This is a genomic window from Segatella copri, assembly GCF_949820605.1.
GTDB lineage: Bacteria > Bacteroidota > Bacteroidia > Bacteroidales > Bacteroidaceae > Prevotella.
In genome coordinates this window covers 71,047-85,897 of record NZ_CATKVU010000006.1, presented here as the reverse complement: position 1 = coordinate 85,897, position 14,851 = coordinate 71,047, and the positions used below count along the sequence as shown (strand labels likewise).

The 14,851-nt window shown below is 50.1% G+C and carries 4 protein-coding genes, 2 tRNA genes and 2 rRNA genes; all 8 read right to left on the bottom strand.

The window, feature by feature from the left end:
* Positions 1-107: 107 nt before the first annotated feature.
* The 8 genes from RCO84_RS01410 to asnB all read right to left on the bottom strand — a co-directional run bounded on the left by RCO84_RS01410 (position 108) and on the right by asnB (position 14,764).
* Positions 108-3,005: ribosomal RNA gene (locus RCO84_RS01410) — 23S ribosomal RNA — on the bottom strand.
* Positions 3,006-3,231: 226 nt separating this feature from the next.
* Positions 3,232-3,305: transfer RNA gene (locus RCO84_RS01405), tRNA-Ala, on the bottom strand.
* A gap of 63 nt (positions 3,306-3,368) precedes the next feature.
* Positions 3,369-3,442: transfer RNA gene (locus RCO84_RS01400), tRNA-Ile, on the bottom strand.
* 133 nt (positions 3,443-3,575) lie between these two features.
* A 16S ribosomal RNA gene (locus RCO84_RS01395) occupies positions 3,576-5,107 on the bottom strand.
* Together the 16S and 23S rRNA genes with 2 tRNA genes alongside form the textbook arrangement of a ribosomal RNA operon.
* Before the next feature lie 583 nt (positions 5,108-5,690).
* Complete coding sequence (locus tag RCO84_RS01390) at positions 5,691-6,749, bottom strand: glycoside hydrolase family 43 protein (RefSeq protein WP_144154773.1); 1,059 nt, start codon at positions 6,747-6,749, stop codon at positions 5,691-5,693.
* A gap of 284 nt (positions 6,750-7,033) precedes the next feature.
* Positions 7,034-8,377 (bottom strand): glutamate synthase subunit beta, encoded by a 1,344-nt coding sequence (locus RCO84_RS01385; protein ID WP_264901244.1) that lies wholly within the window; start codon positions 8,375-8,377, stop codon positions 7,034-7,036.
* A gap of 19 nt (positions 8,378-8,396) precedes the next feature.
* Positions 8,397-12,920 (bottom strand): glutamate synthase large subunit, encoded by a 4,524-nt coding sequence (gltB, locus tag RCO84_RS01380; protein WP_317583596.1) that lies wholly within the window; start codon positions 12,918-12,920, stop codon positions 8,397-8,399.
* A gap of 56 nt (positions 12,921-12,976) precedes the next feature.
* Positions 12,977-14,764: an asparagine synthase B gene (gene asnB, locus RCO84_RS01375; RefSeq protein ID WP_287798575.1), complete on the bottom strand. Its 1,788-nt coding sequence runs from the start codon at positions 14,762-14,764 to the stop codon at positions 12,977-12,979.
* Positions 14,765-14,851 lie beyond the last annotated feature (87 nt).

Sequence of the window (14,851 nt, the reverse complement as noted above, 5' to 3'; positions counted from 1 at the left end):
TGCACACAAGCAAACGTATAAGTAATGTTGAATGTTGATTGTTGAATGTTGAATTACAACTTTCAGCACCATTCAGACTGTACATACAGTTGAAACTATGAACTTTCGAAAGAAAGTGTTCGGGCAATTAGTAATGCTCGGCTTTGACATCGCTGTCTTTACACCTGCATCCTATCAACGTCATCGTCTCTGACGACCCTCAATGGAGTTCTCATCTTGCGGCTGGCTTCGCACTTAGATGCTTTCAGCGCTTATCCAATCCAGACTCAGATACCCAGCGGTGCGCCTGGCGGCACAACTGGTAAACCGGAGGTCTGTCCATCACGGTCCTCTCGTACTAGTGACGGCACCACTCAAAACTCCCACGCCCACGATAGATAGAGACCGAACTGTCTCACGACGTTCTGAACCCAGCTCGCGTGCCACTTTAATGGGCGAACAGCCCAACCCTTGGGACCTTCTCCAGCCCCAGGATGTGACGAGCCGACATCGAGGTGCCAAACCACCCCGTCGATATGAGCTCTTGGGGGGGATCAGCCTGTTATCCCCGGAGTACCTTTTATCCTTTGAGCGACGGAGTTTCCATACACATCCGCCGGATCACTATGCCCCAGTTTCCTGCCTGCTCGGCATGTCTGCCTCCCAGTCAAGCGCCCTTATGCCATTGCACTCTTTGAGGTCGGTTACCAATCGACCCGAGGGCACCTTTGGAAGCCTCCGTTACGCTTTTGGAGGCGACCACCCCAGTCAAACTACCCACCAAGCAGTGTCCGCGCATCTGCGCGTTAGACCTCAGACAGCCAAAGGGCCGTATTTCAAGGATGGCTCAACGAAAGCTGGCGCTCCCGATTCAAAGCCTCCGGCCTATCCTACACATCGGATGACCAAGGTCAATGCTAAGCTGTAGTAAAGGTTCACGGGGTCTTTTCGTCCCATCGCGGGTAATCGGCATCTTCACCGATACTACAATTTCACTGAGCTCATGGTTGAGACAGCGTCCGGATCATTACACCATTCGTGCAGGTCGGAACTTACCCGACAAGGAATTTCGCTACCTTAGGACCGTTATAGTTACGGCCGCCGTTTACCGGGGCTTCAATTCAATGCTTCCCATTGCTGGTGACATCTCCTCTTAACCTTCCGGCACCGGGCAGGTGTCAGGCTGTATACCTCATCTTTCGAGTTTGCACAGCCCTGTGTTTTTGTTAAACAGTTGCCTGGACCTATTCTCTGCGCCTCGCTCATCACGAGGACCCTTTATCCCGAAGTTACAGGGTCAATTTGCCTAGTTCCTTAACCATGAATCTCTCAACGCCTTAGTATGTTCTACCCGACCACGTGTGTCCGTTTGCGGTACGGGTGCCGCATGGGTTAAGCTTAGCGGATTTTCTCGGGAGTATGATTACCCACACTATTGGATTCTTCCGAAGAAGACTCCATACTGTCAAGTTCAGCTCGGATGGTGGATTTGCCTGCCATCCTCAACACCTACACTCTTCAACGGGGACTTCCGTCGCCCCGCGGTGGTTTCACTGCTCCGTCTCCACGTCGCCCCATGCGGCAGTGACGGAATATTAACCGTCTCTGCCATCGCCATCGCCGTTCGGCTTAGACTTAGGACCCGACTGACCCCGGGCTGATTGGCATTGCCCGGGAAACCTTGGTCTTACAGCGGGAGGGAATCTGACCCTCCTTATCGTTACTTATTCCTACATTTGCTTTACTCACCGCTCCAGGATAACTTACGTACACCATTCGACGCTGTGAGTATGCTCCCCTACCGATACTTTCTTAAATGCTATCCCGCGCCTTCGGTGTCTGCCTTATACCCGATTATTATCCATGCCCGGACCCTCGACTAGTGAGCTGTTACGCACTCTTTGAATGAATGGCTGCTTCCAAGCCAACATCCTAGCTGTCATAGGGACCAGACTTCGTTAGACTAACTCAGGCAGAACTCCGGGACCTTAGACGGCGGTCTGGATTCTTCTCCTCTCGGGGACGGACCTTAGCACCCGCCCCCTTACTGCCGGACTGCAGACCGTGAGCATTCGGAGTTCGTCAGGACTCGATAGGCGGTGAAGCCCTCTTGTCCTATCGGTCGCTCTACCTCTCACGGTGACCATCCGACGCGGCACCTAAATGCCTTTCGGGGAGTACGAGCTATCTCCAAGTTTGATTGGCCTTTCACTCCTACACTCGGCTCATCCAGAAGCTTTTCAACGCTTATTGGTGCGGACCTCCATCCCGTGTTACCGGGACTTCATCCTGGCCAAGTGTAGATCACTTGGTTTCGCGTCTACCCCCACTGACTGTGCGCCCTCTTCAGGCTCGCTTTCACTGCGGCTACGTGTCTCGTGACACTCAACCTCGCCAGTGACGGTAACTCGTAGGATCATTATGCAAAAGGCACGCCGTCACATCGTAAGATGCTCCGACCGCTTGTAGGCGTATGGTTTCAGGAACTATTTCACTCCCCTGCTCGGGGTTCTTTTCACCTTTCCTTCACAGTACTCGTTCGCTATCGGTCTCACGGGAGTATTTAGCCTTACCGGATGGTCCCGGCAGATTCGCGCAGGATTCCTCGTGTCCCGCGTTACTCAGGATACCGCTATGCCTGATCTGGCTTCGTGTACAGGATTATCACCTTCTGTGATGTAACTTTCCAGATACTTCCACTCACCATTTCAGTACAATGTCGCGGTCCTACAACCCCGCTGGCGCCTTGCGACGTCAACGGTTTGGGCTGTTCCCCGTTCGCTCGCCACTACTGGGGGAATCATTCATTTATTTTCTCTTCCTGCAGGTACTAAGATGTTTCAGTTCCCTGCGTTAGCTCTAACACTTAAGTGCTAGTAGCCGTCCTTCAGACGGCTAGGTTGTCCCATTCGGAAATCTCCGGATCAAGGGTTATTTGCACCTACCCGAAGCTTATCGCAGCTTATCACGTCCTTCATCGCCTCCGTGAGCCTAGGCATCCGCCATACGCCCTTTCTTACTTTCTTTAAGACTGTATTCTTGTTACTCGTTTCCGAATAACGAATAAGTAGCTCATACTTTCAGCTGTATTCTAACAAAGTGAAATCTCATCTTGCGATTTGATTTACTTTAGTCTGAACTAAAGTTCATTACTTACAGTTTTGCTTGTGTCAATATGTCAAAGATCTTCTTGTGGTGAAGTTTTTATGATTGGCTCCTTGCAGTCGCCTATCCTAAAAATTCCCACTGTAGTGGAGAATAACGGATTCGAACCGTTGACCCCCTGCTTGCAAAGCAGGTGCTCTAGCCAACTGAGCTAATCCCCCAAATCGAGAAGTAAAGAATGTATCAAAGTTGAACTTTGATTACACATTGGCTACGCCGATGTGTAGTCCCAGGCAGATTTGAACTGCCGACCTCCACATTATCAGTGTGGCGCTCTAACCAACTGAGCTATAGGACTGTGTTGGTAAAGAGTAGCATCTCTGCCGAACATTCTCTATCTCTTATTTAATTAAACAGATGGTGCGTACAAGAAGAGAAGCGAACTTTTAAGTCCTGTTCCTAAATCTTCTATAGGAAATTCGTCTCTCCAGAAAGGAGGTGTTCCAGCCGCACCTTCCGGTACGGCTACCTTGTTACGACTTAGCCCCAATTACCAGTTTCGCCCTAGGCCGCTCCTTACGGTCACGGACTTTAGGCGCCCCCGGCTTTCATGGCTTGACGGGCGGTGTGTACAAGGCCCGGGAACGTATTCACCGCGCCATGGCTGATGCGCGATTACTAGCGAATCCAGCTTCGTGGGGTCGGGTTGCAGACCCCAGTCCGAACTGAGACAGGCTTTAAGGATTTGATGCGCTTTGCAGAGCACCATCTCTCTGTACCTGCCATTGTAACACGTGTGTAGCCCCGGACGTAAGGGCCGTGCTGATTTGACGTCATCCCCACCTTCCTCACACCTTACGGTGGCAGTGTCCCCAGAGTGCCCAGCTTCAACTGATGGCAACTAAGGAGAGGGGTTGCGCTCGTTATGGCACTTAAGCCGACACCTCACGGCACGAGCTGACGACAACCATGCAGCACCTTCACAGAGACCCCGAAGGGCGTCATTGTCTCCAAATCCTTCCTCTGCAATTCAAGCCCGGGTAAGGTTCCTCGCGTATCATCGAATTAAACCACATGTTCCTCCGCTTGTGCGGGCCCCCGTCAATTCCTTTGAGTTTCACCGTTGCCGGCGTACTCCCCAGGTGGGATGCTTAATGCTTTCGCTTGGCCGCTGACCTGTTCAGACCAACAGCGGGCATCCATCGTTTACCGTGCGGACTACCAGGGTATCTAATCCTGTTCGATACCCGCACTTTCGAGCTTCAGCGTCAGTTGCGCTCCAGTGAACTGCCTTCGCAATCGGAGTTCTTCGTGATATCTAAGCATTTCACCGCTACACCACGAATTCCGCCCACTTTGTGCGTACTCAAGGAAACCAGTTCGCGCTGCAGTGCAGACGTTGAGCGTCTACATTTCACAACACGCTTAATCTCCGGCCTACGCTCCCTTTAAACCCAATAAATCCGGATAACGCCCGGACCTTCCGTATTACCGCGGCTGCTGGCACGGAATTAGCCGGTCCTTATTCATAAGGTACATGCAAAAAGTCTCACGAGACTCACTTTATTCCCTTATAAAAGCAGTTTACAACCCATAGGGCCGTCATCCTGCACGCTACTTGGCTGGTTCAGACTCTCGTCCATTGACCAATATTCCTCACTGCTGCCTCCCGTAGGAGTTTGGACCGTGTCTCAGTTCCAATGTGGGGGACCTTCCTCTCAGAACCCCTACTGATCGTCGCCTTGGTGGGCCGTTACCCCGCCAACAAGCTAATCAGACGCATCCCCATCCATCACCGATAAATCTTTAATCTCTTTCAGATGTCTTCCAGAGACGTCATTGGGTATTAGTCTTACTTTCGCAAGGTTATCCCCAAGTGATGGGCAGGTTGGATACGCGTTACTCACCCGTGCGCCGGTCGACGCCCATCAAAAGCAAGCTTTCGATGTCGTTTCCCCTCGACTTGCATGTGTTAAGCCTGTAGCTAGCGTTCATCCTGAGCCAGGATCAAACTCTCCATTGTAAAATATCATTTTTACCTAGCCTTGCGGCTTGGTTTGTTTGTTGTCTGTACTTAGGACGAATATCCTTTTCGTTTATTGAAGCTTAGTAAACCTGACTTGTCAATTGCTTGACGGTTCGTTTCTTTTACCCAGTCAACTTTCTTATTTCTAAGAAGTTAACCGCTTCTTGTACTACTTGTCTGTTTATGTAAAATCTTTCAAAGAACTCTTTCTTTTGTTGCTAAGAGAAACCGTATTTCTCAAAAGCGAGTGCAAAAGTACTAATAATTTTTCATTCCACCAAATCTTTTCTCAAAAAAGTTGAGATTTTAGCCATATTTTAACATCTGTAAACAAATAAATTCATTTTTGAAGCTATTTCTGCCTATTTTAAAGGACTACATAAAAACTACATTTCAAATTAGGAAATACACCTGTGATAGATTTAACTAGGATCATGTAGAATAGAGAGACATGCATACGAATTTTCCTTCTTTATCATAATGTACGCGCGCAATAACATATTTTTAATCTTATCTAAACCTACACAAGCATCACCCCCCTAAACATTCTATCCAGCTATGCACTTAACAATAAATCCACTTATTTTTCTATATTTTTTATTTTTTGATTCCATTTCAATAGTTTTTTGTACTCTTTCCTAGTAATTCTCATAAAACTGCCATGCTGAGGAGCCGTAACTCCCTTGATATCTACAGGATCGGAGAAATTGCGGAGATACTTATCTGCCTTGCAGATACGATAATGCTTAGGATGATCGCTGTACTGGATGTAAGCCACACGCCAGGTATCATCACCGATAAGCTGGAAGGCAGAACTTCCTTCTGTCAGTTTATTTCCCTCGAAACTTACGAAGTCGTCATCGACAGGAGCGCCCCAACCATGGGTGAGATACTTGCTGGTAGCGGTGAAGATACCTCTCTTGCCACCCTCTTTCTTGATGAGCATGTGGTAGAGGCCATCGCTCTTTAGGAAATTGATATCGGCATCGATGGTAGCATAGCCCCAGTCGAAGAGTAGCTTAGGAGTGGTGAGTTTGGTGAATGTTTTGTCGGCATAACTGTAATACATGCGGTCGTACTTCTCCTCAGCACGGTTGAGCATGGAATAATAGATCATATATCCACCCTTCTCGCCGTTTTCCCAACGATAGTCAGGATCCCAGAAAATCTGAGGTGCCCATACACGGTTGATGGTGCTCCAATCCTTATAAGGAGATGTAGCTGTAGCAGCATCGCAGAAGTTCTGCATGCCCTTACGGAAATCGAAGGTAACGCTAGTCCAGTTCTTCAAATCCTTACTCTTCAGGAGATCGATACCATAGTTATCCCACTTGTGGCTCTTGCGAACGCACATATCGGTGGTAACCATGATGTAACCCTTGCCATTGTACATGCGGGTGATGTAGGCATCGCGGGTACCGCCTTCGATGCGGGCGTGCTCTTCTGGATTGAAGATTGGGTTGCCACCATTGATGTCCTGATAGTTGTAACCATCACGAGAAATGGCATAGGCTGTCCACTCACCCTTATCGCTCATGTGACAATAGAGATAACCATAATCTCCCTTTACAAGATTCTGTGCAGTCATTGGCATAAAGGCAGCCAATGCTAAAAGAACGGTTGATAATTTCTTTTTCATTTTCTGTTATTTCCTTAGTTTAATTATTATTAGCTGAAGTTTTTGAGTGCAAATTTACACTTTATATTTGGGAATACCAAATTATTAAGGGAAATATGGGGAGAATTCACGAATAATGGTCTTTTTTTATTGATTATTATTCATGGGACAGACGATGGAATCGCCTGGAACGGGGGCAGAAGGGGGACGGAACAGAAGACAAAGGAGAGGGAGGAAAGAAAAAAGGGAGGAAAACCTCATCACTGAGGTCAACCTCCCTACACTTATAGTTAAAAATAACCGATTTATTTGTTCAGGAACTTATCTACCTGGGCAGCAATCTTTCTGCCGCTTGCCATGGCGCGTACTACCAAAGAGGCACCACTGGCTGCATCGCCTGCCACGAATACATTCTCGGCAAACTCAGGCTGCTGTGGCTTCAGAAAGCCCATTGCCAGGAATACAGCCTCTGCCTTGATAATCTCCGGCTCACCAGCCTCTACCATCAACGGACGACCACCCTCTGGATTTGGCTTCCAGTCGATAGGCTGAACCTTCACACCTGTCAACTTACCATTCTTTCCCAGAAACTCCAGAGAGTTGATGTTCCAGCGGCGAGTACAGCCTTCCTCATGACTTGAAGTGGTCTTCAGGGTGCGAGGCCAGTTTGGCCAAGGATTCTTAGGATCCTCAGGGCCTTCTACAGGCTTCGGCATGATTTCTATCTGGGTTACGCTCTTGCAACCCTGACGATGAGCAGTACCGATACAGTCGGAACCCGTATCACCACCACCGATTACCAACACCTCCTTGCCCTTGCAGTTAACCAGTTCGTCCTTAGAGAACTCCATACCGGCAAGGATACGGTTCTGTTGAGAAAGCAGTTCGAGGGCGAAATAAACACCCTTCAACTCTCTTCCAGGAATTTTCAGGTCGCGGGCTGTCGGTGTACCGGTAGATACCACGTAGGCATCGAAGCCTTCTGGCAATTTAGTTACATCAATCTGCTGATTGTATCTGAACTCGATGCCCTCCTCTTCGAGAAGACGAAGACGGCGGTCGATGATGCTCTTGTTGAGTTTGAAGTTAGGAATACCGTAACGCAACAGACCACCGGCATTCTCACGTGCCTCGAATACTGTTACCTTATATCCCATGTGGTTCAACTGGTTGGCAGCTACCAATCCCGCAGGACCGGCACCGATGACAGCCACGGTCTTGCCATTACGCTCTGGAATCTCAACGTGCACATAATCCTCAGAGAAAGCGTGCTCCACGATGGCACACTCATCCTCACGGTTGGTGGTTGGTTCATGATCCATGAGATTCAATACACACGCCTTCTCGCAGAGTGCAGGACAGATGCGTCCTGTGAACTCCGGGAAGTCGTTGGTGGAATTGAGGAGACGGTAAGCCTGCTCCCAATCGCCCTTGTAGAGGGCATCATTCCACTCCGGTGCCTTGTTGCCCAGCGGACAAGCCCAGTGGCAGAAAGGCACGCCACAATCCATGCAACGGGAAGCCTGCTGTCGGCGGTCGTTGCTATTCAATGTCTGTTCTACCTCGCTGAAGTCGAGGATTCTATCGTGAATTGGTCTATAACCTGCTTCCTTGCGAGGTATAGTCAAAAATGCTTTTGGATTTCCCATCTTTTTTCTAATTTTAAAATTAGTAGTCTCGCTGCATATCCGCAATCTTCTGCTGCAACTTCTTTACCTGCTCCTCCTGGAGAACTCGCTTGTACTCGATTGGCACTACCTGGATGAAATCCTCTACGTAGTGGTTCCAGTCGTCGAGCATGGTACGGGCAAGCTTACTGCCGGTGTAGAGATAATGCTGACGGATCAGCTCGTGCAACTCCTTGCGATAGGTGCTGTCTTCCACAAGGTTGATTTCCACCATATCCATGTTACAGAAGTAATCGAAGTTGTGGTTCTTATCCCATACGTAGGCAACACCACCACTCATACCAGCGGCGAAGTTACGGCCGGTTTCACCGAGCACTACTACTCTACCGCCCGTCATATACTCGCAGCAGTGGTCGCCAGCACCCTCAATCACGGCGATGGCACCGGAGTTACGAACACCGAAGCGCTCGCCTACCTTACCATTGATATACAACTCACCGCTTGTGGCACCATACAATCCGGTGTTACCGGCGATGATGTTATCCTCGGCAGAGAAGTTGCTGCGGATAGGAGGAAGGATGGAAATACGACCTCCTGAAAGTCCCTTTGCGAAATAGTCATTGGTCTCACCCTCGAGCTTGAAATCCACTCCCTTAACCAGGAAGGCACCGAAGCTCTGACCTGCAGAACCCTTGAACTTCACGTTCACGGTCTTGTCTGGAAGACCCGCCTCACCATATTTCTCGGCAATCATACCACTCAGCATGGCACCGGCAGCACGGTCAGTATTCTTGATGGCGAAGTCGAGGTTCACCTCTTCCTGGTTCTCGATGGCACGCTGGGCACCACGGATGATCTGCTGGTCGAGTACATTGTCGAGGTTATGAATCTGCTCGGTAGTATGATAGAGCGAGCAATGACCTGTTTCACGATGCAGCAAACGGGAGAAGTCGAGCAAGTCGGCCTTTTCCTCGATGCTCTTAGCCACCTCTGGCTCTACGGCATCCGGACCCTCGGTAGGAACAATCTCCTCATCCTTCTTGCGGACGATGAGCTCTGTATGACCGATGATATCATTCAATGAGGTGTAACCCATCTCAGCCAGATACTCACGAACCTCCTCGGCGAGGAAGCGGAAGTAGTTGATAAGATACTTGTAGCTGCCACGGAAATGCGCACGGAGCTTAGGATCCTGTGTGGCAACACCCATAGGACAGGTATTCAGGTTACACTTACGCATCATGACACAACCCAAAACGATGAGGGCTGCCGTACCGAAACTGAATTCCTCAGCACCAAGCAAAGCCATCAGGATGATGTCTCTACCGCTCTTCAACTGACCATCCACCTGCAGGCGAACCTGGCCACGAAGACCGTTCTTCACCAGAGTCTGCTGGGTTTCAGAAAGTCCGATTTCAGGAGAGATACCTGCAAAACGCATACTTGATGCAGGGCTGGCACCTGTACCACCCTCGGCACCGGAGATGACGATGAGATCTGCCTTCGCCTTAGCCACACCGGCAGCGATGGTACCCACACCACTCTCAGCTACCAGTTTTACGGAGATAGCCGCCTTAGGGTTCACATTTTTAAGGTCGAAGATGAGCTGAGCCAAATCCTCGATACTGTAGATATCGTGATGAGGTGGAGGAGAAATCAGGCTGATGCCAGGGATAGAGTGACGGGTCTTGGCGATGACCTCGTTAACCTTGAAGCCAGGCAACTGACCACCCTCACCCGGTTTAGCACCCTGTGCCACCTTGATCTGGATTTCCTCTGCATTCACGAGATATTCTGTTGTCACACCGAAACGACCGGAAGCCACCTGCTTGGTCTTGCTGGAGAGGCTGATACCATCCTGTGTAGAATGGAATCGCTCGTTATCCTCACCACCTTCACCGGTATTGCTTCGAGCACCCAGGGCGTTCATGGCGAGTGCCATAGCCTCGTGAGCCTCCTTGGAGAGGGCACCGAAACTCATCGCACCGGTAACGAAGTGCTTCACGATTTCCTCTACCGGTTCCACCTTATCTATTGAGATAGGATTCTTGCGGAAACCGAAGAAGTCGCGGATGAAGATAGGCTCCGGCTTATCGTCAACGAGATGTGTATATTTCTTGAAGAGATCGTAATCACCCTTGCGTGTTGCGAGCTGCAGGGTGGCGATGGTCTCTGGGTTCCAAGCGTGCTTGATACCGTCCTTGCGGTAGTGGAACTGACCGAGACTTGGCAGGAAGTCGAGCTTCTTGGTCTCGAATGCCTTGTCGTGCAGGCGGATGGCATCACGAGCGATGGTCTCGAGTTCGATACCGCCGATGGTGCTCACCTCAGTTCCGAAATAGCTCTTCAGGAGGCTCTCGCTCAAACCGATGCTTTCGAAGATCTTGGCACCACGATAGCTTCGGATGGTAGATATACCCATCTTAGCCATGATCTTGAACAAGCCCTTCTTCACAGCCTTGATGTAGTTCTGCTCGGCTGTATGATAATCCTCCTGAATCTTTCCCTTCTTTACCAGGTCGTCGAGGATGGCGTATGTCAGGTATGGACAGAGGGCTGATGCACCGTAACCCAGCAGCAGGGCTGCGTGCATTACCTCACGAATTTCACCACTCTCAACGATAAGGGCAGTCTGCACACGCTTGCCAGCATCAATCAGATAATGATGTACGGCGCTCACGGCGAGCAGAGATGGGATGGCGGCATGAGTCTCATCCACGCCACGGTCGCTCAAGATGATGTAGTTGTAGCCATCATCCACGCTCTGGGCAGCCTGCTTGCAGAGTTCATCCAGAGCCTCATGCAGTCCTTCTTCGCCCTTGGCGGTTTCGAAGAGCATGTGGAGCTTTACTGTATTGAAGCCCTTGTAGCGGATATTCTGAAGGATATCCAGCTGGGTATTGGTCAGGATAGGATGTGGCAGACGGACCATCTTGCAGTTGCTCTCGTCAGGATTCAGAATGCCGGAACCTACTCTACCGATATACTCGGTAAGACTCATCACGAGGTTCTCACGGATGGAGTCGATGGCAGGGTTGGTAACCTGTGCAAACTGCTGACGGAAGTAGTTGAAGAAGATCTGTGGCTGGTCGGAAAGCACAGCAAGCGGCGTATCATTACCCATGGATGCAGTAGGCTCCTGACCCTTAGTAGCCATCGGGATGATGGTACCGTCGATGTCTTCCGCGCCGAAACCGAACTCCAATTCCTTGCGAGTGAGGTTTTCCACAGCGTTTTCCACTTTTCGTCCGCTGCGCAGCTTTTCCAGTTCTATACGGTTGGTGTTCAGCCACTTGCGGTAAGGATGAGCCTCTGCCAGGCGCTCCTTGATTTCGCCATCATAGTAAATCTTGCCTTCCTGTGTATCAATCAAGAGAATCTTACCAGGCTGCAGGCGGCCCTTCTCGGCAATCTCGGTTGGGTCGAAATCCATCACACCCACCTCAGAAGCCACAACCATCATATCGTTCTTGGTGATGGTATAGCGTGCAGGGCGCAGACCGTTTCTATCGAGCATACCACCGGCATAGCGGCCATCGCTGAAGAGCAGGGCAGCAGGACCATCCCATGGCTCCATCAGGATAGAGTGATACTCATAGAAAGCCTTCAGATCCTCAGAGATAGGGTTCTTGTCGTTGAAGCTCTCAGGCACCATCACTGCCATGGCGTGAGGCAGAGACAGACCGCTCATCACGAAGAACTCGAATACATTGTCGAGACTGGCTGAGTCACTCATATCAGGCTGAACGATAGGAGAAATCTCACGGATATCGCCCAGAGCCTCGCTGCTCAACACACTCTCACGAGCCTTCATCCAGGCACGGTTGCCACGGATGGTGTTGATCTCACCATTGTGGGCAAGGAGACGGAATGGCTGAGCCAGACTCCATGTTGGGAAGGTGTTGGTAGAGAAGCGGGAGTGAACCAGAGCCAGACCGCTTGTAAAATAATTATTAGTCAAGTCAGGATAGTACTGACGCAGCTGAAGGCTGCTCAACATACCCTTATATACGATGTTCGAATTAGACAACGAACAGATATAGAAATCAGGATCGCTGATTCGTTTCTCGATGCGCTTGCGGATGAGATAGAGGATGCGCTCGAAGACAGGCACCTTATCATCTGTCACACCTGTAATGAACACCTGTTTGATGGCAGGTTCATTGCTCAATGCAGCCTCACCCAGACAGTCTGGATTGGTAGGTACATTGCGGAGATGCATCAACTGAAGTCCCTCACGTTCAATCTCTTCAATCATGATAGAGAGAATATCCTGCTGTTTCTTCTCATCCTTAGGCAAGAAGACGAGACCCGTTCCGTATTTTCCCTTCTCAGGCACAGGGATACCCTGAAGAAGAATAAACTCATGTGGAATCTGGAGCATGATACCGGCACCATCACCCGTCTTGTTGTCGGCACCCTCAGCACCACGATGGCGCATATTCTCGAGGACCTTCAAGGCGTTATCGACCAGCTCATGACTCTTGTTACCGTGGATATTCACCACCATACCTACGCCACACGCATCGTGCTCATAGGCTGAACTGTACAATCCTTTTTCCATTTCTTGTTCGTTTTATATCGGTTATTTATAACTATCTATATATCATCTTATGTTGCCTATTTATACGCCTGTTCATGAACACCCGCCACGGCTCTGCCACTAGGGTCGTTCTGGTTCTTGAATGAGGCATCCCAGGCAAGGGCTTCGGCTGTAGAGCAAGCCACGCTAGGAATGCTAGGCACGCTCTTGGCAGCACTGTCGCTTGGGAAATGCTCGGCGAAGATAGAGCGATAATAGTACTCCTCCTTGTTCTGTGGAGGATTGATAGGGAATCGCTCGGCAGCATGCGCCATCTGCTCATCGCTTACGGCAGATGCCGTAATCTGCTTCAAGGTGTCAATCCATGAATAGCCCACACCATCGGAGAACTGCTCCTTCTGGCGCCATGCCACTTCCTCAGGAAGCAGATCGGCGAATGCCTCACGAACCACCTTTTTCTCGATGGTCTTATCCGGACACATCTTCAGCACAGGGTTCATGCCCATGGCTACATCCAGGAACTCCTTGTCGAGGAAAGGCACACGGCCCTCGATGCCCCATGCAGCCAGACTCTTGTTGGCTCTCAGGCAATCGTAGAGATAGAGCTTGCCCAGCTTGCGCACGGTTTCCTCATGGAAAGCCTTGGCATCAGGTGCCTTGTGGAAGTAGAGATAACCTCCGAATACCTCGTCGGCACCCTCGCCCGAAAGCACCATCTTGATACCCATGCTGCGGATTACTCTCGCCAGCAGATACATCGGGGTAGATGCACGCACGGTGGTAACATCGTAGGTCTCGATGAAGTAGATGACATCACGGATGGCATCCAAGCCTTCCTGGATGGTGTAGTTGATTTCGTGATGCACGGTTCCGATGTGCTCGGCCACCAGTCGTGCCTTTGCCAAATCAGGCGCACCCTTCAAACCCACAGCGAAGGAGTGCAGACGTGGCCAGTATGCCTTGGTCTCGCCACCGTTCTCCACACGGGTAGAAGAATATTTCTCGGCTACAGCAGAGATGACAGATGAATCAAGACCGCCACTCAGCAATACGCCGTAAGGAACATCGCTCATCAGCTGGCGCTTTACAGAAGTCTCCAGGGCATCGTGAATCTCCTTCACGGCAGCCTCTTCCTGAGGTTCCGCATCCTTCAGCTGGGCTTCAGCCTTCTTCTTATCATCAATCTGATATTTCTTCTGCATGGCAGCATACTCAAACCAGTCGCGGGTGTAGTAGCGCTTCATGCCAGGGTTCTTGCTGTAATAATAATGACCCGGGAGGAATGGCTCGTAGTGGTCGCACTGACCTTCCAGAGCCTTCAACTCACTTGCTACCAGCACTTTTCCATCCTTATCATAACCAATATAAAGAGGAATTACGCCGATAGGGTCGCGGGCAATGAGGAACTCTTCACGCTCGGCATCGTAAAGAGCGAAGGCAAAGATACCGTTCAGCTCTTCGAGCATCTTGGTGATACGGGCGTGGAGTGCATCCTCACCTTTATATATTAAGGTATCAAAGTTGGCATCTTCTCGCATCTCACGATAGAGAGAAAGAATCACCTCGCAGTCGGAACCCGTCTGATACTGGTATTTACCGGCAAAGTGGGCACGGATGTCCTGATGATTGTAAATCTCACCGTTTACGGCAAGCACCTGTTTCTTATCTGGTGCAAACAAAGGTTGGCGACCACTTTCTGGGTCAACGATGCTCAGACGCTCATGTGCCAGAATAGCGGAACCACCACAATAGATGCCGCTCCAGTCGGGTCCGCGATGGCGGATCTTCTGGCTCATGCGAAGCGCTTGCTGTCTCAATTCAGGAGTCTGCTCCTGAATATTGAAGATAGATACGATTCCACACATAATATTTTTTCCTTTCTTTTACGGTTATTTTTAACTATTATTCTCTCTTATTCACCTTGGCATGTCCCAACGATTGTTTCAGAAGCA